General features: G+C 68.9%; 15 protein-coding genes, 1 pseudogene and 1 riboswitch. Of the genes and pseudogenes, 8 read left to right on the forward strand and 8 right to left on the reverse strand.

The features are described from left to right. Positions 1 to 67 precede the first annotated feature (67 nt). Positions 68 to 838 (forward strand): annotated as a pseudogene (locus tag Q0654_RS09985) (P-loop NTPase fold protein); the annotation flags it as partial. A 603-nt stretch (positions 839 to 1,441) separates the two neighbouring features. Here Q0654_RS09985 and ahcY read toward each other — a convergent pair. After that, entirely contained in the window at positions 1,442 to 2,884 is a 1,443-nt protein-coding gene (gene ahcY / locus Q0654_RS09990) for an adenosylhomocysteinase (protein ID WP_298853330.1), read from the reverse strand. A 60-nt stretch (positions 2,885 to 2,944) separates the two neighbouring features. Continuing rightward, a riboswitch (S-adenosyl-L-homocysteine riboswitch) is annotated at positions 2,945 to 3,023 on the reverse strand. 133 nt (positions 3,024 to 3,156) lie between these two features. Here ahcY and Q0654_RS09995 point away from each other — a divergent pair. Beyond that, positions 3,157 to 5,931: a serine/threonine-protein kinase gene (locus tag Q0654_RS09995; RefSeq protein WP_298853331.1), complete on the forward strand. Its 2,775-nt coding sequence runs from the start codon at positions 3,157 to 3,159 to the stop codon at positions 5,929 to 5,931. Positions 5,932 to 6,294: 363 nt separating this feature from the next. Beyond that, complete coding sequence (locus Q0654_RS10000; protein WP_298853333.1) at positions 6,295 to 7,554, forward strand: multidrug effflux MFS transporter; 1,260 nt, start codon at positions 6,295 to 6,297, stop codon at positions 7,552 to 7,554. Between the two features lie 262 nt (positions 7,555 to 7,816). Here the strand turns inward: Q0654_RS10000 and Q0654_RS10005 are convergent, their stop codons facing one another. Further along, positions 7,817 to 8,629, reverse strand: a complete 813-nt coding sequence (locus Q0654_RS10005) for a hypothetical protein (protein ID WP_298853335.1) — start codon at positions 8,627 to 8,629, stop codon at positions 7,817 to 7,819. A 234-nt stretch (positions 8,630 to 8,863) separates the two neighbouring features. On the opposite strand from Q0654_RS10005, the gene Q0654_RS10010 reads away from it, so the two are divergent. Together Q0654_RS10010 and Q0654_RS10015 are read left to right on the forward strand one after the other, a co-directional pair. Then, positions 8,864 to 9,844 carry an SPFH domain-containing protein gene (locus Q0654_RS10010; protein WP_298853338.1) on the forward strand — a complete coding sequence of 327 codons (981 nt, stop codon included), beginning with the start codon at positions 8,864 to 8,866 and terminating at the stop codon, positions 9,842 to 9,844. Positions 9,845 to 9,849: 5 nt separating this feature from the next. Further along, a complete protein-coding gene (locus Q0654_RS10015) occupies positions 9,850 to 10,290 on the forward strand; it encodes an NfeD family protein (protein ID WP_298853341.1) in 441 nt (146 codons plus the stop codon). 106 nt (positions 10,291 to 10,396) lie between these two features. Here the strand turns inward: Q0654_RS10015 and Q0654_RS10020 are convergent, their stop codons facing one another. After that, the gene (locus Q0654_RS10020) at positions 10,397 to 10,666 is read right to left on the reverse strand and encodes a hypothetical protein (RefSeq protein WP_298853344.1); all 270 of its coding nucleotides are present in this window, start codon (positions 10,664 to 10,666) and stop codon (positions 10,397 to 10,399) included. On the opposite strand from Q0654_RS10020, the gene Q0654_RS10025 reads away from it, so the two are divergent. The 3 genes from Q0654_RS10025 (at position 10,665) to Q0654_RS10035 (ending at position 15,431) form a co-directional block, all read left to right on the forward strand. Next, positions 10,665 to 11,381, forward strand: coding sequence for a murein L,D-transpeptidase catalytic domain family protein (locus tag Q0654_RS10025; protein ID WP_298853346.1), 717 nt, complete (start codon positions 10,665 to 10,667; stop codon positions 11,379 to 11,381). The two genes, Q0654_RS10020 and Q0654_RS10025, sit on opposite strands and share 2 nt — an antisense overlap. A gap of 133 nt (positions 11,382 to 11,514) precedes the next feature. Further along, on the forward strand, positions 11,515 to 13,335 hold the full coding sequence (locus Q0654_RS10030) for a L,D-transpeptidase family protein (protein WP_298853348.1): 1,821 nt from the start codon (positions 11,515 to 11,517) through the stop codon (positions 13,333 to 13,335). Positions 13,336 to 13,439: 104 nt separating this feature from the next. Further along, positions 13,440 to 15,431 (forward strand): bifunctional DedA family/phosphatase PAP2 family protein, encoded by a 1,992-nt coding sequence (locus tag Q0654_RS10035; protein WP_298853351.1) that lies wholly within the window; start codon positions 13,440 to 13,442, stop codon positions 15,429 to 15,431. 135 nt (positions 15,432 to 15,566) lie between these two features. Here Q0654_RS10035 and Q0654_RS10040 read toward each other — a convergent pair whose 3' ends face one another. The 5 genes from Q0654_RS10040 to Q0654_RS10060 all read right to left on the reverse strand — a co-directional run bounded on the left by Q0654_RS10040 (position 15,567) and on the right by Q0654_RS10060 (position 22,427). Continuing rightward, positions 15,567 to 18,092 carry a prolyl oligopeptidase family serine peptidase gene (locus Q0654_RS10040; RefSeq protein ID WP_298853354.1) on the reverse strand — a complete coding sequence of 842 codons (2,526 nt, stop codon included), beginning with the start codon at positions 18,090 to 18,092 and terminating at the stop codon, positions 15,567 to 15,569. Positions 18,093 to 18,471: 379 nt separating this feature from the next. Further along, positions 18,472 to 19,584 (reverse strand): helix-turn-helix domain-containing protein, encoded by a 1,113-nt coding sequence (locus tag Q0654_RS10045; protein ID WP_298853356.1) that lies wholly within the window; start codon positions 19,582 to 19,584, stop codon positions 18,472 to 18,474. After that, positions 19,556 to 19,981, reverse strand: coding sequence for a hypothetical protein (locus Q0654_RS10050; protein WP_298853358.1), 426 nt, complete (start codon positions 19,979 to 19,981; stop codon positions 19,556 to 19,558). Before Q0654_RS10050 ends, Q0654_RS10045 begins: the two co-directional genes overlap by 29 nt. 328 nt (positions 19,982 to 20,309) lie before the next feature. After that, entirely contained in the window at positions 20,310 to 21,041 is a 732-nt protein-coding gene (locus tag Q0654_RS10055) for a YebC/PmpR family DNA-binding transcriptional regulator (protein WP_298853360.1), read from the reverse strand. A 129-nt stretch (positions 21,042 to 21,170) separates the two neighbouring features. After that, complete coding sequence (locus Q0654_RS10060) at positions 21,171 to 22,427, reverse strand: M12 family metallo-peptidase (RefSeq protein ID WP_298853361.1); 1,257 nt, start codon at positions 22,425 to 22,427, stop codon at positions 21,171 to 21,173. Between the last annotated feature and the right edge of the window lie 157 nt (positions 22,428 to 22,584).

The raw sequence follows: 22,584 nt of genomic DNA on the forward strand, positions 1-22,584 counted from the left end.
AATGGCCCTGCAAGTCTGGCAAGACTGAGCCAACCGTGTAGTTCAGAGGCTCCCTAGTGTTTACTTCAACGCATGGAAGGAGGACTACGTTACTGATCCTTTGGTCCCAATGGTTGTTGCTCTGGACGACTTGTCGCTCTCGGAGGGGCTTGCTGGGTCGGGCTTTGGCGACAAAATGGCCAAGGTGAAGGAGGTAGCCACTAAAGTTGCGAAGAGAGGCATTTTCGCTGCCGTAAAGTTGGGCACGATGGGGGTGCTCGATCTGGAAGAGGTTGCAGAAGACGTTATCTCGACGGTTGCCGTCGAATCTGCCGATGATGTCGTCTCGGCATTCAGGAGTGAGAAACAGTCGCTGGAGAGTTTCCGCGACGCGTTGGCTACAGCTGTCTCTGTTGCGGGAGGAGAGACTGATCCCAAGCCTTTGGTGTTTTTCGTGGACGAGCTGGACCGTTGTCGGCCCACCTTTGCGATCGAGTTGCTGGAGAGGATTAAGCACTTGTTTGACGTAAAGGGTCTGATATTCGTCCTTTCTGTCGATAAGAGGCAGCTCGAGGCAATTACCGCGGCAGTGTATGGCGAGCGAATTGACGCGCGGGAATATCTTCGGCGATTCATTGACTTGGACCTTTCGCTTCCATTGGGAAGCGGGAAAGTCTATGCTCGATCACTGATTGAGCGTCACGGCCTTAAGAGGATCTTTGATGAGCGTATGCAGCATTCGTCAAGTTTTTCTTACGATTATTCGAGCGTTGTTGATTCGTTCGCGGAGTTCTCTCGCGCACTGAGGATGTCGCTCAGACAGATGGATAGGTGCTTTACTCGCCTTGCGCAGTGCTAATGAGGACCCCGAGCAACTACTATTTGGATCCGCACCCTGTTGTTTTCCTGATTATCGTTCGGTCCATTCGACCGGACTTGTATGCCTCGTTCGCTGAGGGTGATTTGTCGCCGCGAGATCTGGTTGATGAGGTGGCGCGAATCTCAGCCCCTCGGGTTGTTGAGACTTCCAGGCACTTTATTGTAGTGGAGGCTTATCTGATCGCGGGTGACTTCGATAGTGAGAGGCGTAAGGTGACGATACGATCGATGGAGGAGGTTTCCTCCGATGAGAATCGCGAGGGCTGGTTTCGAGCGAAAGAGGTGCTTTCCATGATGCGCCACGTTAGAGGGAATGGTTTAAGGGATTTTTCGAGTCGGTATCTCCTTGAAAAGATCGATTTGGCTAGCGCTCTTGCTGATGATTGAAGTTGCTCTCATCGTTTTGTGCCCGCTTTTCGGCGCTTCTGCGTCTTTAGTAGGGGTGGAGGGAGCGGCAAGTCAATCGGATAAATAGCTTCCTAAGGTTTGGAGTTCTGGAACAAAAACGGGCGCCCAAGGGCGCCCGTTTGCTTGAACCTCATCAACCCGCACCAGCCCCCGAAGGCGCTAGCGCGAGCCCCGATCAATACCGGTAGTGATCCGGCTTGTACGGGCCTTCCACCGGCACGCCGATGTAGGCGGCCTGCTCTGGGGTCAGGGTGGTCAGGTGCACGCCGATCTGCTCCAGGTGCAGGCGGGCGACTTCTTCGTCCAGCTTCTTGGGCAGGCGGTAGACGGTGTTCTCGTAGGTGTCCTTGTTCGCCCACAGGTCGATCTGCGCCAGGGTCTGGTTCGAGAACGAGTTCGACATCACGAAGGCCGGGTGGCCGTGGGCGCAGCCGAGGTTGACCAGACGGCCTTCGGCCAGCAGGTACAGGCTGCGGCCGGTGGCCTTGAAGGTGTAGCGGTCGACCTGCGGCTTGATGGTGTCGCGCTCGACGCGGCCGGCGGCGACTTCGGCGTTCAGCCGGTCCACCTGGATCTCGTTGTCGAAGTGGCCGATGTTGCAGACCAGCGCGTTCGACTTCATGCCCTGCAGGTGTTCCAGGGTGATGATGTCGCGGTTGCCGGTGGTGGTGACGAAGATGTCGGCCTCGCCCAGCACCTGGTCCAGACGCTTGACCTCGAAGCCTTCCATCGCCGCCTGCAGGGCGTTGATGGGGTCGATCTCGGTGACGATGACGCGGGCGCCCAGGCCACGCAGGCTGTGGGCCGAGCCCTTGCCGACGTCGCCGTAGCCGCAGACCACGGCGACCTTGCCGGCGATCATCAGATCGGTGGCGCGCTTGATGGCATCGGCCAGCGATTCGCGGCAGCCGTACAGGTTGTCGAACTTCGACTTGGTCACCGAGTCGTTGACGTTGATGGCCGGCACCAGCAGCTTGCCGGCTTCCATCATCTGGTACAGGCGGTGCACGCCGGTGGTGGTCTCTTCCGACACACCCTTCCACTCGGCGGCCACGGTCTTCCAGAAGCCGGGGCGCTCGGTGCGGGTGCGCTTCAGCAGATCCTTGATGACCTGTTCCTCATGGTTGGCGCCGGGGCTGTCGACCCAGGTGTCGCCGTTCTCCATGTCCAGGCCCTTGTGGATCAGCAGGGTCGCGTCGCCGCCGTCGTCGACGATCAGCTCGGGGCCCTTGCCGCCCGGGAAAGTCAGCATGTCGAGGGTGCAATCCCAGTACTCCTCGAGCGTCTCGCCCTTCCAGGCGAACACCGGGATGCCGGCAGCGGCGATCGCGGCGGCGGCGTCGTCCTGGGTCGAGAAGATGTTGCAGCTGGCCCAGCGCACGTTGGCGCCGAGGGCCTTCAGCGTCTCGATGAGGACGGCGGTTTCCTTGGTCATGTGCAGCGAGCCCGACAGGCGAACGCCCTTGAGCGGCTGCTGCGGGGCGTACTTGGCGCGGATCGACATCAGGCCGGGCATTTCCTCTTCGGCCATGCGGATGCGCTTGCGGCCGAGTTCGGCCAGGCCCATGTCACGGACCTTGAAGTCGGTGAAGGGCAGTTCTTTCACTTGTGCGTTCATGCGTGTAGCTCCGGGTTATGACGGCTCGCTGAAGCGAGCGTCGTGCGAGCTGAGGCTCGCGGTCACCGGGCGCCGTTCAACGTGTAGAGCCGCACCGAGCCTGGCCGGGCCCACCCCGGTCGCAGCGCCCCTCGGCGTGACAGCCGCGAAGTATACCGGGCAGGCCTGCAGGCCGGATCAAGGCCGCCGTCACGGCCCTCGGACCCCTGGCGGGCGGCGGATGTCGGGGTGAACCCGACGGACGTATGCTGCGCGCACCTCCGGAGGACGACATGGCGGGCGATTCCTGGCAGTTGGCCGAGCTGTTCGACGCGCTGGCGGATCTGCCGGCCGACGTGCAGCGCGCGCGCCTGGCTGAGCTGCCGGAAGCGCAGCGCGCCGAGCTGGAGCGGCTGCTGGCGCTGGATGCCAGCGGCACGCGCGAGCTGCGGGATCCCGTCGGCCGGGTAGTGACGCGGATCATCGAGGCGAGCGCGCACGAAGTGGGGCAGGGCGCGCGGATCGGCGCATGGCGGGTCCTGCGCGAGCTGGGCGCCGGCGGCATGGGCACGGTGCTGCTGGCCGAGCGCGCCGACGGCGATTTCGAGCAGAAGGTTGCGATCAAGCTGATCCGCGGCTTTCCCACCGAGGACGAGCGCCGGCGCCTGCGCCACGAGCGGCGCATCCTGGCCCAGCTCGATCATCCCAACATCGCGCGCCTGCTCGACGGCGGCGAGACCGAAGACGGTCAGCCCTATGTGGTGATGGAGTATGTCGACGGCCAGACCCTGCTCGACTGGCTGGCCGAGCATCCGCTCGACCTGCGCCAGCGCCTGGCCCTGTTCGACCGCATCGCCGATGCCGTGCAGCACGCGCACGAGCGCCTGGTGATCCATCGCGACCTGAAACCGAACAATGTGATGGTGCGGGCCGACGGCGATCCTCGCCTGCTCGACTTCGGCGTGGCCAAGCTGGTCGACGTGAGCCAGGGCGAGGACAGCCGGCAGACCTCGACGCGGGTGTGGACGCCGGGCTACGCCAGCCCCGAGCAGCGCAGCGGCGGGTTGATCACCACCGCCACCGATGTCTACGGGCTCAGCATCCTGCTGCGCGAGATGCTCACCGGCGAGCGCCAGCCCGGCGAGGCCACGGCGCTGCCGCCGGGCTTCATCGGGCTCAGGCTCGACGCCGAGCTGCGTGGCATCCTGGAAGCCGGCAGCGCCGACGACCCCGGCCTGCGCTATCCCACGGTCGAAGCCCTGCGCGCGGATCTGCAGCGCTGGCTGGACGGGCGGACGGTGCGCGTGGCGCCGGACAGCACGATCTATCGCCTGCGCAAGTTCGCGCGTCGCCACCGCACTGGCGTGGCGATTGCCGCCGGCCTGCTGGTCGCGGCCCTGCTGTTCGTGTGGCGGCTGGACGTGGCGCGCGACCGCGCCCTGCTGGCGGAAGCCGCGGCGCTGGCCGACCGCGCGCGCGCCGAGGAGGAAGCGGCCGACGCGCGCGCAGCGCTGGGATTTCTCTCGCGCACCCTGGTGGCGCTGACGCCGGACCGCGTGCACAAGCGTGAGATCAGCGTGCGCGAGCTCGCCGATACCGCGCGCACCGATCTTGAAGCCGTGCTGGATGATCGCCCGCGCGTGCAGGGCGAGGTGCGGCGCGTGCTCGGGCATCTCTACCAGGCGCTGGGCGAGCCCGACATCGCGGCGGCGCTGTTCGCGCGCGGCGTGCCTGCCGAAGACCCGCAGCACCCGGCAGAGGCGCTTGCGCTGGCGCAGGACCTCGACGCCTGGTCGAGCGTGCTCGGCCTGCTCGGCGAGCCGCAGGTCGCGCTCGCGCATGCCGAACGGGCGGCCCGCCTGCGCGAGCTGCACGCGCCCGGCGACCCGCTGCAGCGCCTGCGCAGCGCCGACCAGCTCGCCTATGCGCACTACCGCCTGGGCGACTTCGAGCGGGCGGAAGTGCTGTGGCGCGAAGTGCTGGCGGGCGCCACGCTGGCGGACGCGCCCTTCGACGTGCTGACCAATGCGCACCAGGCCTTGGCCGGCATGTACAACAACCTCAGTCGACCGCAGGAGGCCCTCGCCGTGCTCGACGCCGCCGACGTGCTGATGCGCGGCCGGGTGGATCCGCAGTCGCCCGAGCGCGTCAACTTCATGCGCGGCCGGCTGGAGGCGCTGGTGCAGCTGGGGCGCGCCGACGAGGCCGAAGCCTTGGCGCGGCAGGCGATCGATATCCAGTCGCGCACGGTCGGCGAGCGCAATGCGCGCATGGCGTTCCTGCTCAATGCGCTGGGTCTGGCGCTGAACGAACAGGCGCGTTTCCGCGAGGCCCAGCAGGCGTTCGAGCAGTCGCTGGCGGCCAGCGACAGCCTGGCCGAAGTGCCGGCCGAACGCGGCCCGCTGATCCTGAACCTGGCGGCGGTCGCCGAGTCGGCGGGCGACTATGCGCGCGCACTGCAGCAGTTCGATGCCGGCATCGCCCTGCTCGAAACCAGCGAGCCGCAGATGGACAGCCTGCGCCTGCGCCAGGCGCGACGCTCGCGCGCCCGCACGCTGGGTCTGCTGGGGCGGGGCGAGGAGGCGCTGGAAACGCTGACCTCGCTCGAGCAACAGGCGCTGGCGCTCGATGGCGAGGAGGCCTTCGAGCCGGCCATGCTGGCCTGGCAGCGCGCCGTACTGGCGCGCCACCGCGGGCGGCCCGAGGATGGCTTCGCGGCGCTGGAGGTGGCGGAAGCGCGAATGCGCCCGCTGCTGCCCGCCGATCATGCGATCTACGCCTACATGGCGCGAGTGCGCGGTCATCTGCTCGCGCTGCAGGGCGACCTGGCAGCCGCGGCCGAGAGCCTGGACGCCGGCATCGTGCATCTGCAGCGCGTCAAGGGCAGCGCCTTCGACATCGCCAGCCTGCAGGTCGAGCGCGCGCGCGTGCACCAGCTCCGCGGCGAGCGTGCGCAGGCGCGCGCGCTGCTCATCAAGGCGCTGCCGGTGCTGCGGCAGGCGGTGTTGCCGGCGGAAGTGACGCGGGCGATGGCCGAGACGCTGGCGCGCGAGCTGGGTCTGGAGTGAGCGTTTGCGGGGCCGCGCCTGCGCTGCGTCTGCGGGACTTGCTGGCGGATGCGCTGCGCTTGTCCGCCCTACGCGCCGACGCGTTCGGCTTTGATCGCGGCAAAGCGTCACTGGAACTCGTAGGGCGGACAAGCGCAGCGCATCCGCCGGCTCTGGCCCCATCCTCGGCACCTCCCCGACATTGCGCGGTCGAGGCTCCGGCCTCGTTGGCGATATCTGCCCGCGTAGCCGGCAGCACGCCTGATGCGAGCGACGCCTGCGTCGACCCTGTAGGCTCGCCGGCTTCGCGCCGCCGTCTGGCTTGTGCAACTGCAGGCCCCGGTGCGGTTGTGATGCGTCCACTTCTGCCACCGCCCTGAGCCCATGCCCCACACCCGCCCCACGGTTCCGCAGCTGCGACTCGCCTTGATCCTCGGCGGGCTGGCGATGTTCGGGCCCTTCACCATCGACAGCATCTTCCCGGCCTTCGGGGTGATCCAGCGCGATTTCGCGATCACTGCCGCGGCCATGCAGCAGAGCATCAGCGTCTACCTGTTCGCCTATGCGCTGGCCAGCGTGATCCACGGCCCGCTCTCGGATGCGTATGGCCGCAAGCCGGTCCTGCTGGTCGGCATCGCGGTGTTCCTGCTCGCCTCGATCGGCTGCGCGCTGTCCACGGGCCTCACCGAGCTGTTGGTCTGGCGCGCGCTGCAGGGGGTGAGCTCGGGCGTGGGCATCATCGTCGGTCGCGCGATCGTGCGTGACCTGCGCGACGGGCCCGACGCGCAGCGGCTGATGAGCCAGATCTCGATGATCTTCACCATCGCGCCGGCGATCGCGCCAATCATTGGCGGCTGGATCCTCGGCTGGTCGAACTGGCAGATGATCTTCTGGTTCCTGGTGGCCTTTGCCGCGCTGCTGATGCTGGTCACCGCGCTGGCGCTGCCGGAGACGCACCCCGCGCCGCTGCGGCTGCCGTTCTCGGCCGGCAGCCTGTGGAAGACCAGCGTCGCCATGCTGGGCAACCGCACTTTCATGACGCTCAGCGTGATCGGCACGCTCAACTTCGGCGCACTGTTCATCTACATCGCTTCCGCGCCGGTGTTCGTGATGCAGCACATGGGCCTGAATGAGCAGCAGTTCGGCTGGTTCTTCGCGCCGGCGGTCGGCGGCATGGCGCTGGGTGCCTTCATTTCCGGGCGTACCGCCGGCCGCCTGAGCGCGCGCCGCGCGGCTTCGATCGGTTTCGGGATCTGCCTGTTCGCGACCCTTGCCGGCGTTGCCTATGCCGCGCTGGCGGAGACGCCTCTGTTTCCCTGGGCGGTGCTGCCGATCGCGCTGAACTCGGTCGGTGTGGCGCTGGTGTTCCCGATCGTCACCCTCGCCATCCTCGACCTGTATCCACGCCACCGCGGCGCGGCTTCGTCGATGCAGAGCTTCGTCAGCCTGCTGATCAATGCCGGCGTGGCCGGGCTGGTCTCACCCCTGGTCAGCGCCAGCGTGCTCGGGCTTGCGCTGACTGCGCTGACCGGCTGCCTGCTGGCCATCGGATTCTGGGGGCTGTACCTGCGCCAGACCCGCCATGTACTGCATGCGCCGCAGCCGGGCGAAGCGCCGGGGCTGGAGCCGACCGAGCGGCTTTGAATAGCGCTGTCCGCAAGGCCGTGGGAGGCGACGGTGCGCGATAGGGCATGCAGCCGCGTGCTGGTCCTGGTTGCCCGGCGCGCGTCGCTCGCGGCGGTGCGCGACGCGCGCACCCTGCAAGCACGAATGACGCCTTGTCTTCATCGAAGTCGGAGCCAAGATTCGAGCCGAGGCCAAGCTTCGAGTAGGGTGCGCCTGTGGCGCACGACCCCAAAGAGTTGCTTCGATCGATCGGCTGCGAGTGGGCGCGAACCCAGCGCCCTCAGCGACCGAGGAGCTTCTGGATCATCTGCACCAGCCGGCTGCCGGCCATCAGGCTGCGCACGCGCTCTTCATCCTCGACGGCCTGCTCGGCCAGATCCTGCTCGATCCGGCGCTTGGCCTGTTCGCGCTGCACCTTGGCCGCCAATGAGCGGCGCACGTCCTCGTCGACGTTCTCGCGACCGAAGCTGGCGTCGTCGTGGGTCAGGTAGCGGCCCAGCGAATCGAACAGGGCGGGCGTGAGCTGCTGGTGCCGGAAACTGCGCGTGGTGGCCGCGAAGCCGTAGAAGTTGGTGAGGGTGATGCGGGCGACGCCGAGCGCCTGTCCGGCCTCGATGGCCAGGGTCAGCGGAATGCGGCCGCGCGCCTGGAAGCGCCCGGCCACGACCTCGCCGTTGGCATTCTTGCGGCTTTCCTGCAGGCCCGACAGACGGTGCTTGGTGAAGACCTGGTTGACCGCCTGGGTGCGGACCAGGCCCTCGGTTTCTAGCACCGGGCATTCTTCGGACACCACCTGGGCGAAGCAGTCGAAGGCGATCTCGACGCTGTCCGAGCCCGGCGTGGCGCGCAGGCTGTAGGGCGGCTCGACCTGGGCAACCACATCGCCATAGCCCGGCAGGCTGTAGACCACGCGGATGCGCTTCTTGAGCTCGTTCAGATGCGTCGTGAGCTGCTTCAGGAACTCGTACAGGTCCTGCACCTTCGGGCCCAGGCGCTCGGTCCACAGGCCTTCCTTGGGCTCTTCCTGCAGCACCGCGTGCTCGCCAGTGCGGCGGCGCTCGGCCTCCTGCTTGAGTTCGTCCAGAATCCCCATGCCCATCCCCGTGCTTGAAAACCCAACCCCTCGGCGGGGCGCACCGCAGTGTAGCCAATGCACCGGCAGGGGCGAAGCGCAGCCCTCGTCGAGTGCGCAGGCTGTCACGATGCACCGGGTGCTGCGTCCTCGCGCAGGCTGTCGCCGCATCGCGGCGCGGCCACGGCTGACGTAGCATCCCCCGGCGCGCTGCATCTTGCGCTCCCCGCCTCGTCTCGCCCCCCGGAGGGCCCCATGGAGGATTCAATGAGCATTTTCGTCGTCATCCTGATCGGCTTCGTCGTCATCACCCTGTTCAAGGGCGTGCGCTCGGTGCCGCAGGGTTTCGAGTACACGGTGGAGCGCTTCGGCCGCTATACGCACACCCTGCCGCCCGGCCTCGGCTTCATCATTCCCTGGGTCGATGCGATCGGTCGCAAGATGAACATGATGGAGCAAGTGCTGGACGTGCCAAGCCAGGACGTCATCACCCGCGACAACGCGGTGGTCAAGGTCGACGGCGTGGTGTTCTACCAGGTGCTGGATGCTGCCAAGGCCGCGTACGAGGTGGCGCAGCTGGAGATCGCCATCCTTAACCTGACCATGACCAACATCCGCACCGTGCTGGGCTCGATGGACCTCGACGAGTCGCTGTCCAAACGCGACGAGATCAATGCCAAGCTGCTGACCGTGGTCGACGAGGCCACCCATCCCTGGGGCCTCAAGGTCAACCGCATCGAGATCAAGGACATCCAGCCGCCGCGCGATCTGGTTGATTCGATGGCGCGGCAGATGAAGGCCGAGCGCGAGAAGCGCGCCAACATCCTCGACGCCGAAGGCCATCGCGCGTCCGAGATCCTGCGCGCGGAAGGCGAGAAGCAGGCCGCCATCCTCGAAGCCGAGGGCCGCCGCGAGGCCGCCTATCGCGACGCCGAGGCGCGCGAGCGCCTGGCCGAGGCCGAGGCCAAGGCGACCACCATGGTGAGCCAGGCGATCGCCCAGGGCGATGTGCAGGCAGTGAACTACTTCGTCGCCCAGAAGTACGTCGAGGCGATGAAGGAGTTCGCGCGCAGCCCGAACCAGAAGACCCTGCTGCTGCCGATGGAGAGCACCGGCATCCTCGGCGCGCTGGCCGGCATCGCCGAGCTGGCCCAGGCCCATCGCGGCGAGGCTGCACCGAAGGCGCCGACCCCGCCGCCGCGCCCGGCGGGCGCCGCCAACTTCCGGGTGGAGTGATCGACATGGGCCACTGGATGCAGTCGCCGTGGTTCTGGTGGGGCGTGGCGCTGGCCCTGTTCGCGGCCGAGGCCCTGCTGCCCGGCACTTTTTTGCTGTGGCTGGGCTTTGCCGCGGTCGCCACCGCGGTGCTGGTGCTGGCCTTGCCGATCGATCCCGTCGTCCAGTGGTTCCTGTTCGGGGTGCTGGGCCTGGTGTCGGTGGGCATCGGCTGGAGGCTGCGTGCGCGGATCAACGCCAAACCGGAGGATCACCCCACGCTCAACCGCCGCGGTGCGCAGCTGGTCGGGCAGGTGTTTCCGCTGGAGTCGGCCATCGTCGATGGTCGCGGCCGGCTGAAGATCGGCGATGCCTTCTGGCGGGCCGAGGGGCCGGATCTGCCGCAGGGCACGCGGGTGCGGGTGGTGGCGGTCGATGGCACCGTGGTGCAGGTGAAGGCGGCTTGAGCGGGGCAGGGGCTTTGTTGGCGGCGCTGCGGATCGCCCGGAGGATCGTCGCCCCCGGGTAGCGTCCGTCCTCGCTAAGGCGGGGCGGGGGGCGTTCCAGCCTGCCTCAGTGGCGAGACCACTGGATCCCCGCCTTCGCGGGGATGACGAACTCGAGTTTCTTCAAGAACATCGTCGCCGCGTCGCCGCGCTGGGGAGCGCTCAGGTCGAGCCGATCCCCGAGCCAGAGCGTGTCGCTTTGCAGAACGCGGTGCTCGGGCTTCTCAGGGAGCGCGGCTGGCGGATTGATGTGGAGCGCTGAATCGCGCGATGCCGTCGGGCTGTGCCCGCGGTCACGCGACGCGGCCCGGCGCGGCACGTATGCTCCCGAGCCCATGCGTCGATCGATCCTGCGTTCAGTTTCCCGCCTGGCCGCCTTCGCGGTGCTCGCCTGCAGCTGCAGTTCCGCTTTCGCCGGTGACCGATCGAAGCGCCTGCTGCAGCAGGCGCCCGGGCTGAAGGCCGAGGTGCTGGAGCTGGCTGTTTCGGCCTACGACTGCGCGCGTCGCGGCGGCGAGGCACCGCAGGCGCGACGCCTGGCCGTGATCGACTACTCGCTGCCCTCCACCGAGCCGCGCCTGTGGGTGTTCGACATGGCGCGCAAACGCCTGCTGTACGCCGAACACGTCGCCCACGGCCGCGGCAGCGGCGACAACCTGGCCACCGAGTTCTCCAACATCGAAGGCAGCCACCAGACCAGTCTGGGCCTGTTCGTCACCGACCAGACCTACTACGGGGCCAACGGCTATTCGCTGCGCATGGATGGCCTCGACCCGGGCTTCAACGATCTCGCCCGCCAGCGCGCCATCGTCATGCACGGCGCGCCCTACGTGGACCCGGAGTTCGCCCGGACGCAGGGCCGTCTGGGCCGCAGCCACGGCTGCCCTGCGGTGCGTGATGCGGTGGCCCGACCGCTGATCAACCAGCTGCGCCACGGCCAGCTGCTGTTCGCCTACTACCCCGACCCGGCCTGGCTGGCCAATGCGCGCAGCCTGTCTTGCCTGCGGCTGGCCCGCGCAGGGCAGACCGTGGGCACAGCAGGAGCGCCCTGACCGCTGCTCCGCGCCGCAGGGCAGCATCGCCCGGCGCCAAGCGCCCTCGATCGCCGAAGCCAGTCGCCGGTGAACGTCCCGCGACAGGGCACAATGCGCGCTTCGCCCTTCGCGTCCCGGCTCCGATCGTTCCATGCGCATTTCGCTTCCTGCTTGCCGTTCCCTTGGTGTCGTCGCCCTGTTGCTGAGCCCTCTGGCCGCGTTCTCGCAGACGATTTCGGACGAGGCTGCGCTGCAGGCCCTGCTCGGCCAGCCTGGCCAAGTGCTGCAGGTACAGGGCCGACCCCTGCATGCGCCGGATGCGGTGCGTGGGTTCTATTCGGCGCGGGGGTACCGGCGCGCCTGGACCGCGCAGGGCTGCGGGCCTGAGTACCGCGAACTGCTGGTCGCGATCGCCGGCAGCGGGACGCACGGCCTGTTGCCGCGCGACTACCACCTCGATGTTCTGGGCGCGACCGGAACCTGCACGCTGGCCGAGGAGCTGCTGGCCAGCGATGCCTGGCTGAGTCTGGCCTCGCATCTGCGCGGTGGGCGCATCGATCCGGTTCGCGTGGAGCCCGACTGGACGGTGCAGCGGCCCAGCCTGGATGCGCCGGTGGCGCTGCAGGCCGCGCTCGACTCGGGACAGGTGGCAGCCGCGCTGGAGGCACTGGCGCCGCAGGACCCCTTTTACCGCGCGCTGCGCGAGGCCCTGCAGCGTGAGCGCGCCCAGCTCGATGCGCCGCGGCCGCCGCCGGTCGAGCCGGGCGACAGCCTGAAGCCCGGCGATCAGGGGCCGCGCGTCGCCCAGCTGCGCGCCCTGCTGCGGGCGGAAGGGCATGCGGCGGAGCCGCTGCCGACGGTGGCGACATCGTTGGACGCGGCCGGTGCGACCATCGGCCTTGTCGCGGTTGCTGGTGCGGGTGCGCAAGGCCCTACCGGGGAGCAGGGCGCGCCGCTGTCCGGCGTTCACTCCGATCCCGGTGCGGAACAGGCTGGCGCTGGCGCCGAGGCCCTGTTCGACAGCAGCCTCGAAGCCGCGCGCAAGGCCAACCAGGCCCCGGAAGACCTGTTTGACGGCGGCCTCGAAGCTGCCCTGAAGGCCTACCAGCAGCGACTCAACCTGGAGCCCGACGGCGTGGCGGGGCGCATGACCCTGGCCCAGCTCGCGCGCGGACCGGCCGAGCGGGTGGATCAGCTGCGCGTCAACCTCGAACGCTGGCGCTGGCTGCCCGCGGATCTCGGTGCCCGCCATCTGCGCGTCAACATCGCCGACTACCGGCTGGAGGCCTGGAATGCCGGCCGCATCGAGCGCGTGCATCGGGTAGTGGTCGGCACGGGCTACCGGCAGACGCCAAGCTTTTCGGCGCGCATGCGCTATGTGGTGCTGAACCCCTGGTGGGAAGTGCCGCGCCGGCTGGCCACCCAGGACAAGCTGCCGCTGTTCCAGCGCGATCCCCAGGCTTTCGCCCGCGGTGGCTATGCGCTGCTGGATCCGCAGGGCCAGCCGGTGGATGTGGCCGGTGTCGACTTCAGCCAGCTCTCGCGCAATCGCTTCCCGTATCGCCTGCGGCAGCAGCCGGGGCCTGCCAACGCGCTGGGCCAGGTCAAGCTGATCCTGCCCAACAGCCACGACGTCTACCTGCACGACACGCCCAGCCGCGGCCTGTTCGGGCGGGTGCGCCGCAGCTTCTCCTCCGGCTGCATCCGCGTCGAGGAGGCGCTGGCGCTGACCGACTGGGTGCTGGCCGGCGCGCGTGGCTTCGACCGAGCGCGCATTGACGCCGTCATCGCCAGCGGCGTCGAGACCCGGGTCGATCTGTCCGAGCCCCTGCCGGTGCATCTGCTCTACCTGACGGCGGTCGACGACGGCGCCGGCGGCGTGCGGCTGATCGACGACCTCTACCAGCGCGATCCGCGACTGCTGCAGGCGCTGGACGCGCGGGTTGCGGTCGACGCGGTGGCCGGGCGATGAGCGCGGCCGGTGCCGTCGTCGCCTGCGCCGACGGGCGCGTGCGCGCGCCGTTGCCGTGGCTGCGCCGCCGTCCAGGCTTCACGCGCGCCGCCTAGAATCCGCGCATGGAGTCTTCGCGCTGGAACGAGCTGCTCGACTGGATCGCCGCCCACCCGCTGGCGGCGGGCCTGGTGATCTTCCTGATCGCCTTCTGCGACGCCCTGCTGATCATCGGCGTGGTGGTACCGGCGGCGCCGCTGCTGTTCGCGGTCGGCACCCTGGTCGGGCTGGGCCATGTCGATGGCGTCTATGCGGTGGCCTGCGCCGCGCTCGGCGCCTTCTGCGGCGACGGCGTCAGCTACGTGGCCGGACGTCGCTACGGGGATTCGCTGAAGCTGCGCTGGCCCTTTGCCCAGCATCCCGAGTGGCTGGCGCGCGGCGACGCCTCGTTCCGTCGGCACGGCATGAAAAGCCTGGTCATCGGTCGCTTCGTCGGCGCGATCCGGCCCTTCATTCCCGCCATCGCCGGCATGCTGGCGATGCCGGCGCAGCGCTACGCGTTCGCCACGGCCATCGCCGCCGTACTGTGGGCCCTGGCCTTCCTGCTGCCGGGCTGGCTGTTTGGCGCCTCGCTGGATCTGGTGGCCGCCGTCGCTGGCCGCTTGGCGATCGTGATCGCGCTGGTCCTGGCGCTCGTGGCCGCGCTGTGGGGCAGCGTGTTCTACCTCTGGCGCTGGCTGGCACCGCGGGCGGAGGCGCTGCTCGCCGGCGCGCTCGACTGGTCGCATCGGCATCCGGTGCTGGGGCGGTATTCCGAGGCGCTGATCGATCCGCGGCGTCGTGAATCCCCCTCGCTGCTGGTGTTCGCGCTGGGCCTGTTGGCGGCGGTCTGGGGCTTCTTCCAGCTGCTGGTCTCGGTGGATGGCGGTGACGCGCCCTCGCGCCTCGATACGCAAGTCAATCACCTGATGTTCGGGCTGCGTCATCCGCTGGCCGATCCGCTGATGGGTGGGATGAGCACGCTTGGCGATCCGCTGCTGCTGATCGGCCCGGTACTGCTGGTGTTCGCCTGGCTGTGGTGGCGGCGCCAGCGCGTGGCCGCCTGGCACTGGCTGGTGGCGCCGATCGCCGCCGCGCTGATCAGCCTGCTGCTCGGCTGGCTGATCGAACTGCCGGCGCCGCCGACGGCCGTGGGGCCGAGCGGCCACGGTTTCCCCTCGCTGCCGATCACCCTGGCGGCCAGCGTGTATGGCTTCTTCGCGGTGCTGGTCGCTCGCGAGCTGCCGGGGCGGGCGCGCGTCTGGCCCTATGTGGTGGCGGCCCTGGTCGTGGGCCTGCTCGGATTCGCCCAGCTCTATCTCGGCACGCACTGGCTGTCCGAGGTGCTGGCGGGGGCTTCGCTGGGCCTGCTGTGGACCACGGCGCTGGGCATCGCCTATCGCCGCCGCACCGCGCGCTCGTTCTGGATGAAGCCGGTGGCGGCGCTGTTCTTCAGCGCGGCCCTGCTCTCGCTGGCGCTTTTCGGCGGCCAGCGTTCAGCGGCGCAGCTGGCCCAGCTGGAACGCCCGGTCGAACGGCAGGACATCTCTCTGCAGCGCTGGCTGGATGCCGATCCCGCGCTGCGCCTGCCGCAGCGCCGCAACGAGCTGCGCGATCGCGATGCCTGGCCGCTGAACCTGCAGTACGCCGGCGACCCCGCGCAGCTTCAAGCGCTGCTTGAGGCTCGCGGCTGGCAGCGCATCGAACCCGGTGACTGGCGTGGCCTGCTGCGCATGCTTGACGACAGCGCAGACGCGCAGCAGCTGCCGGTGATGCCGACCACGCATCTCGGCCGACCGGAAAGCCTGCTGATGGAGCAGGCCGGCGACCGTGCCGGCGAGCGCCTGGTGCTGCGGCTGTGGGCGGCGCCCTACCGGTTGGCGCCGGAGGGCGATCCGCTGTGGCTGGGCACCGTGCACACCCTGCACTACTCGACCCGCGGCGATGGTTTCGTGCGCTACTGGGCGGCGCGGCCGCAGACCGCGCCAGCGCTGCAGCGGCTGCGCGCCGATACCGGCGACTGGCGGGTGGGCGCCGACGACAGCCGACTGCTGCGCCTGCGCGCGCCGCGACGCTGAGGTCTGCGGTCGAGCGGGGTGCGCCTTCGTCGGCTTGTGCACGGACTCGGACTTCGTTCGGCGCGTGGCATCTAGCGGGCTTGCTGCAGCCATCAGCACAAGGCGTTGAGGCCAAGGCGATCCTTGCGCCGCCCTTCACTCCGGCTGGTCGAGGTGGTGCTGCAGGAAGCCGGCGATCCCGCGCCACATGCGCTGGGTGTTGGGCAGCGATTCGAAGCTGTGGCCTTCATCCTTGAACCACAGCCCGGTGACCGGTACGCCGCGCAGCTGCAGCAGTCGCAGCAGACGGCGCGCGTGCTCCGGATCGACACGCGCATCGCGACCGCCCTGGACCAGCATCAGCGGCGTGCGCAGAGCGTCCAGGCGGTAGGCGGGTGAGGTTTCGCGCAGCTGCTCCAGCTGTTCCTTCGGATCGCCGACCACTTCCACCAGTTTCTCGCGCGACTTGGCATGGGCGGCAGCGTCGGAAGCGGTGAACAGCAGCGGCAGGTCGGTGGGGCCATTGATCGACACCGCGCAGCGGAAGCGCTCGGGCCAGCGCACGCTGGCGACCAGGGCCGAGAAGCCGCCATAGCTCGAGCCCAGCATGCACATGCGTTCGCCGTCGACCGGTTCGGTCTTCAGCACGACCTGCAGGGCGAGGTCGATGTCGTCTTCGATGAGCCGGCCGAAGTTGCGCTTGCCGGCCTCGCGGAAGGCGCGCCCGTAGCCTTCCGATCCGCGGAAGTTCACCTGCAGCACGGCATAGCCGAGGCTGGCGAGGAACTGCAGTTCGCTGTCGAAATGCAGGCGGTCGGCAATGCCGATGGGGCCGCCGTGCGGGTAGACGATCAGCGGATGCGGGCCTTCGCCTTCCGGCAGGGTCAGGAAGGCCTCGATCCGGGTGCCGTCGGTGGCCTCCACCTGCAGTGCGCGGGCCGACGCAAAGCGCATGCCTTCGAGCCAGGGGAGCGCCTGCAGGATCGGGCTCAGGCTGCGCTGCTCGACGTCGAAGTGGAACAGCTGCGGCGGCGCGTTCGGGCCGTCCGCCCACAGCAGCCGCTGGCGACCGTCGTCGCTGCGCGCCGCGGTCTGCAGGCTGAGGGCGGGCAGGGCGCGCTGCAGCGCGGCCTCCTGCTGGCGCTCCTGCTCGCCGAAGTACTCGGTCTGCCGGCGTCCCTCGCGGTAGTAGCTGACGCCGCTGACGCCGCTGACGCTGCCGTCGGCGGCGAACAGCGCGCCGTGCACATCAACGCCCTCGCGCGAGAACAGGGTGCGCGTGATCCTGCGCGTGGCGATGTCGAACTCCACCAGGTCCAGCTGGCCGCGGTCGCGATCGCTGGTGCCGTACAGGGTTTCGCCGTCGAAGGACAGCGCCATCGGACTGAAGCCCAGCGCGTCGTCGAGTTCGATCTCGGTTTCGTAGCGGCCGTCGATGCCGTGCAGCAGCACGCGCTTCTCGTCCTTTTCCACCAGTGCGACGCGCAAGCGGCCCATGCCGTCGACGAACCAGGTCAGGTCCTTGCTGACGCCGCGATTGAGGCGGTCTGACAGCCGCCCCTTGAAGGCGCGCGCGCTTTCCGGGCTCGACACGTCGACACGGTGGACCATCAGCTCGCCTCGGCGCGTATAGCTGCCGAACAGCACGTGGTCGGGCTCGGCCCGCAGCGGATCGATCAGTTCACCGCGGCGCGGCAGGCGCACGACCTGGAAGCGCTCGGCCCCGGAGGCCTCGCGCCGGATGCGAACCACCTCGATGATGCGGCGGCCAAAGGGGCCGATCTCCAGCACCAGACGGTCCGGGCCCGACCAGCTCAGGCTCGAGAACATGTAGGGCGACTGCGCGATCAGGTGGCGGCTGCCCTCCTGCAGATCGATCAGCTCGATCCGCCACTGTCGGGGCGGCTCGCGCGTCGCATCTTCTTCCGTGGCTTTCTCGTCGGCAGCAGGTGCTTCGTCGGGCAGTGGGCTCGACAGCTCCAGCGCGAGGAAGCGGCCATCCGGGCTCAGCGCCAGGTCTGACAGGGGCCCTCGCTGCCAGAGCTGGTCTGGGTCCAAGAGCAGAGACTTCGGTTCCGGTGGGGGCTGAAGCAGCTCTTCGACCGGTGTGGCTGCATCGAAATCGGCGGGTGCCGCCTTCAGTGCGGCGAGATAGACCTCGGGGAAGGGATCGGGATAGGCACCGCTATAGCGGAAGCTGTGGCGCTCCAACAGCTGCGGGTGTGTGCTCTTCAACCAGTCCAGCGCGGCCACGCCGCGATTGGCGAGGCGCAGATGGGCGCGCCACAGGCTGCTGGCTTCGAAGCTGAGGTCGCCGGGATAGTTGACGACGCCGGGCTCGACCCTGAAGCGGAACTCGGCGTCATCGCGCAGCCGGAAACGCCAGCCGCCAAAGGGCTGCACTTCCATCCACTGGTAGTCGCCCGCCTTCAGCCGGAACACGCGATGGCTGCGCCCTTCGGGCAGCCGCCTCAGGAAGGTCGATCCGAGCAGGCGGCCCTCGCGACCGAGCCGTACGCCGTAGAGGGTCTGGCGGCTGTCGACCGCAACGACCAGCAGGCCTTCGTCGGCGGCCAGCTCGGGCAGCGTGCCAGGCTCCAGTTCATCGAGGGCGTGGGCCGGCCGAACTGCCACGAGGAGGCACAACAGCAGCAGGCTGCAGAACAGATCAGGACGAAGCATGCAAGGACTCGATACAAGGCACAGGCCGAAGGCGCAGAAGTCTGCCGAAGTGTGGCCGACCTTGGGAGTGCCGGGGCCTGCCGGCTTGTCGCGGTTCGCCGAGTACGCCACCTATTCGAGCCCCTGCAGTCGGCGCAGTGCGCAGCGTTGACTGCAGGCTCGGGGCACTCAGGACGTTGACCACTCGCCCGAACATCTTCGTGGTGGCCCCGAGCACGCCAGGCGTCTGCACGCGCGAGCGTGCTCGCGACCAAGCGGTTCGGGGCAGTGCGCCGGCTGGAGGCGACTGCAGGCAGGCTCAAATCGATGCAGGCTCGTATCGACGCAGGGTTCATCAAGACCCCGGCCCGTCACGCCGAGCCGAGACGCTTTCGGGTGCTCAATGCCGCCGCAGCCGATAGCGCTCGCGATAGTCGGATGGGGTCATCGAGGTGGCGCGCTTGAACAGGCGGCGGAAGCTGGAGGTGTCGCGGTAGCCGCAGCGCTCGACGATCTCGTCGAGGCTCAGCAGCGAGGTCTCCAGCAGGGCCTTGGCGCGCTCCACCCGCAGGCGCTGCAGATGGGCCAGCGGCGATTCGCCGTAGTGCTGCTGGAAGTGCCGCAGCAGGCTGCGCTCGCTGGTGTTGAGGCGTGCGGCCAGCTCGGCGATGCCCCAGTCGGAGTGCACGGCCTCCTGCAGCAGGCGATCGGCGCGCTCGCCGAGGCTGGAGCGCGGGCGTTCGATCAGGGCTTCGCTGATGTAGGGCGCCTGGCTCTGTCGATCCGGATCGTGCAGGCGCAGGCGCGCGGTCAGCTGGGCCAGGGCCTCGCCGCCGTGGCGCGCGACCAGGCGCAACAGCAGGTCGGACACGGCGCTGCCGCCGCCGGCCGTGGTCACACCCGGCGCTTCGACCAGCAGGGCGTCAGCGTCCAGGTGGATGTCCGGATAGCGATGGCGGAAGGCCGCGCCCAACCACCAGCTGGTGGTGGCGCGCTGGCCGTCGAGCACGCCGGCCTCGGCCAGCAGGAAGGTGCCGCAGCAGGACGAGGCCAGGGCGACGCCGCGCGCATGCAGTCGGCGCAGGCAGTCGATCTCGGCGCTGTAGTCGTGCCGGCGCGAGAACAGTTCGCTGGGGCTCGCGTGCATCAGGCCCGGCACCAGCACCAGGTCGAGATCGGCTGCGTCGGCCGCCTCGCGCGGCTGCAGCCGCGTGCCGTCGGCGGTGCGCACCTGCCGGCGCCCGGGGGCCGCGACCAGCACTGCCTGGAAGTCCATCAGGCCGGGCATCTGGATGTCGGCGACGCGCTGCGCGATCAGCAGGGTGTCGACCACGCTGCCGTAGGTCGACAGCATCATGCCGTCCAGCGCGAGCACACCGACCCGCAGGCGACGCCGGGCCTGCGGGCTGTCGACCGGCTTCGGTGCTGCGGCAGCGCTCGTCGCCGCAGCGGAGGGCGTCGACGGGCGTCGGCTCTGGCGCGCCTCAGCGCTGGACGAGGATCGAGCTGGCATGGCTTTCCAGGGTGGCGATCAGGGCGGCGGGAAGCTGCAGGGTGTTCGCGGAGGCCGCTTGACCGCAAGCAGCCAGCGCGATCTCGCCCGCGTGGCCGGGTGGCAGTGCAGTGGCCGAGGGTGCGATCAGCTTCGGCGCGCCGGCCTGGTCGCGGGTCAGCAGCCAAAGGCCCGGCGGCAGTTCGACGCGTGCGCCGCAGCCTTCGAACTGCAGTCGGGTCACTGCGCCCTCGTCATCGAACAGCTGCCAGCGCTGCTCGCTGGTCTGCAGGCGGGCGCCGTAGCTGCCGGCGAGGAAGATCTCCTGCGCGCTGCGCGGCGTCGCCAGCGCGCTCAGGCTCAGGCCCAGTGCGAGCGTGGCGACAAGGGCGCGAAGGGCGGAATGGACGGTGCTCATGGCGGATCTCCTCGGGCTGGGGTGGGCACAGCCTGCGCCCCGCCGCTTGCCGTCGACAGTGGCGGATCCGACGCCAAGCGTGCGGAATTCGCCAGCGGTCTGGCGGGCGCCGCACATGCGTGACGCCGTTTGCGCAGCCACGACACCCGGCGGCGGAGCCCTTGACAGCGGATCGTCTCCCGGCTGCAGGGGGCGGGCTCTTGGGCCAGTCGGGTTGAGATCAGCCCGGTCGCCGGCTGCGCGCAGCGGCGGGGCGGCGGCACACGCCGGGCCCATAACGGAAACGCCCCCGACAGGCGGGGGCGTTTGCTGTCTTGACGCTTGGAGATCAGTCCTCGACCGGCTCCGGCGGCAGGTCGGCGTTGTGGTAGACCTCCTGCACATCGTCCAGGCCTTCCAGGCGATCGAGCATGTCGAGCAGGTCTTCCAGGGCCTCGCCCTCGACCTTCACCCGGTTGGCCGGGGCCATGACGATATCGGCGCTTTCGGGCTTGACCCCGGCCGCTTCGATGGCCTGCTTGACGACTTCGAAGTCGGTGGGCGCGCAGATCACGGTGCTGCGGCCATCGGCGCTGGCGACGTCCTCGGCGCCGGCTTCGAGTGCGAGCTCCATCAGGCGGTCCTCGGCGGCGCTGTCGGGCGTGGCGACGACGATCTCGCCGCGGCGGCTGAACTGGAAGGCCACCGAGCCGCTGGTGCCGAGGTTGCCGCCGTGCTTGGACAGCGCATGGCGCACGTCGGCCACGGTGCGCACGCTGTTGTCGGTCATGGTGTCGATGATCACGGCGACGCCGCCGGGGCCATAGCCCTCGTAGCGGATCTCCTCCATGTTGTCGGCGCCGTCCGCCCCCGAGCCGCGCTTGACCGCGCGCTCGATGGTGTCCTTGCTCATGTTCGAGGCCAGGGCCTTGTCGATGCCCATGCGCAGGCGCGCATTGGCAGCCGGGTCGGCGCCACCGCGGGCGGCGATCGTGATCTCGCGGATGAGCTTGGTGAAGACCTTGGCGCGGCGCGCGTCTTCCGCGTTCTTGCGGCCTTCGATGCTGGGGCCTCGACCCATGGCGGTTTCCTCGGCGGGATGTGGAAAGCCGGAAAGCTTGCCAGATCAAGGGCCCGCGCGCAGCCCGGGTGGCCCGGCCAGAACGGACGGGCCATTCCTGGCCCGTCCGTTCAGCGCTACAGCCTCGGATCAGCGGAAGGCCGCGACCGTCGGCCCGCGGGTCTTCCACACGCGGGTGTTGTCGTTGCGGGTGGCAGTGCCGATCGGCACGCCGCCGGTGGTGAAGTTCGGCGAGGAGAACGCGCCGATGCGGGTGCAGGTCGAGCAGGGACCGTTGTTCACCGCCATCACCGTGCGGCGGTTCTGGCTGGTGATGACGTAGCCGTGGCCATAGGCGTAGGGCGTCAGCGTCGGGTCGTTGTCGTGGCGGGCGCCGACCACATGCGCGGCTTCATGCACGAAGGTGTAGTTGCCCGACAGGCAGGACGGGTTCATCACGAAATAGGCGTTGGCGTTGCTGGTGGCGATGCCGGCGGCCTGGCCGCAGAGGCCGGCGCTGGCCGGTGCGACATAGGCCACCATGTCGGCGGTGTTCGAGTTCCGCAGGCTGCCGATGGTGTCGTAGAAGCCGTCGGACAGATTGGTCAGGCGGCTCAGCATGGTCGAGTAGTTGGTGCTCTCGGTCTGGCTGAAGTTCTGGATGGCGCCGGCCTGCTGGAAGACGATCTCGGTGCCGGTCGCCGCCAGCGCGCGGTTCGATTCGGTGAAGGCGAGGTCGATCGCCGCCTGCGGGTTGGACACCGCGGCGCGCGCGGCCGGGCCGAAGGCCACCATCACACGGATCGTCGAGATCGCCTTCGGCGCGGCCAGCGGCGAGCCTGCGCGGAAGTCGACCGGCTGCGCTTTCGACACCATCTCGCGGTAGGCCTCTTCGTGCTCGTCCGGCGGGAAGGCCTGCTGGTCGACTTCGATGAGCGCATGCGCGCCCTTGTCGACCGGCTGCAGGCGGTAGAGCGCACCGGCGACGCGGATCGTGCCCCACAGCTCATCGCCGGAGCGGACCAGGATGGCCTCGTCGAGCAGGTGGTCGATGGACTGCAGGCGCGAGCCGTCGCTGCGCGCAGCCTTCATGTCGATGCGGCCGATCCAGACTTCGTTGCCGCTTTCCATGCGCTGGAAGCCGGCCTGCCTGGCCTCGATGTTGATGCCGCCCGGAAGGCTCATGCGCAGCGCATCCTGGCGCGCGTGCACGGCCGCGGCGTCGGCAGCGACCAACTCGATGCGGGCGTTGGCCGGATCGGCGGCAACGCGCTGCAGCAGCGGGCCCGGAGCGACGAAGGCTTCACGGTTGGCGATGGTGGAGAACAGATCCTGCTGGGCCTGCGCCGTCCCCGCGAAGGCACAGGAGGCAGCGAGCACAGCGACAGCGTAACGACGGAAATTCATCGTCGATGTTCCTCTTGAGTGTGAGTGGTGCATCCCCCGTCGCGCAGTTCCGGAAACCCCCGTCTTCGGAAGCGGCGACGCGCGGAACCTACTGCATTTCCATCCTTGCAACACCCTGCGCTGCGGCAGCGTCATTCCGAACAGCGAACTGTTCCAT

The organism is uncultured Aquimonas sp., assembly GCF_937888285.1.
Taxonomy (GTDB): Bacteria; Pseudomonadota; Gammaproteobacteria; order Xanthomonadales; family Xanthomonadaceae; genus Aquimonas.

Coding starts and splice junctions, on each gene's coding strand:
- ahcY (WP_298853330.1), bottom strand. CDS start 2,884: ATGAACGCACAAGTGAAAGAACTGCCCTTCACCGACTTCAAGGTCCGT.
- Q0654_RS09995 (WP_298853331.1), top strand. CDS start 3,157: ATGGCGGGCGATTCCTGGCAGTTGGCCGAGCTGTTCGACGCGCTGGCG.
- Q0654_RS10000 (WP_298853333.1), top strand. CDS start 6,295: ATGCCCCACACCCGCCCCACGGTTCCGCAGCTGCGACTCGCCTTGATC.
- Q0654_RS10005 (WP_298853335.1), bottom strand. CDS start 8,629: ATGGGGATTCTGGACGAACTCAAGCAGGAGGCCGAGCGCCGCCGCACT.
- Q0654_RS10010 (WP_298853338.1), top strand. CDS start 8,864: ATGGAGGATTCAATGAGCATTTTCGTCGTCATCCTGATCGGCTTCGTC.
- Q0654_RS10015 (WP_298853341.1), top strand. CDS start 9,850: ATGGGCCACTGGATGCAGTCGCCGTGGTTCTGGTGGGGCGTGGCGCTG.
- Q0654_RS10025 (WP_298853346.1), top strand. CDS start 10,665: ATGCGTCGATCGATCCTGCGTTCAGTTTCCCGCCTGGCCGCCTTCGCG.
- Q0654_RS10020 (WP_298853344.1), bottom strand. CDS start 10,666: ATGGGCTCGGGAGCATACGTGCCGCGCCGGGCCGCGTCGCGTGACCGC.
- Q0654_RS10030 (WP_298853348.1), top strand. CDS start 11,515: ATGCGCATTTCGCTTCCTGCTTGCCGTTCCCTTGGTGTCGTCGCCCTG.
- Q0654_RS10035 (WP_298853351.1), top strand. CDS start 13,440: ATGGAGTCTTCGCGCTGGAACGAGCTGCTCGACTGGATCGCCGCCCAC.
- Q0654_RS10040 (WP_298853354.1), bottom strand. CDS start 18,092: ATGCTTCGTCCTGATCTGTTCTGCAGCCTGCTGCTGTTGTGCCTCCTC.
- Q0654_RS10045 (WP_298853356.1), bottom strand. CDS start 19,584: ATGCCAGCTCGATCCTCGTCCAGCGCTGAGGCGCGCCAGAGCCGACGC.
- Q0654_RS10050 (WP_298853358.1), bottom strand. CDS start 19,981: ATGAGCACCGTCCATTCCGCCCTTCGCGCCCTTGTCGCCACGCTCGCA.
- Q0654_RS10055 (WP_298853360.1), bottom strand. CDS start 21,041: ATGGGTCGAGGCCCCAGCATCGAAGGCCGCAAGAACGCGGAAGACGCG.
- Q0654_RS10060 (WP_298853361.1), bottom strand. CDS start 22,427: ATGAATTTCCGTCGTTACGCTGTCGCTGTGCTCGCTGCCTCCTGTGCC.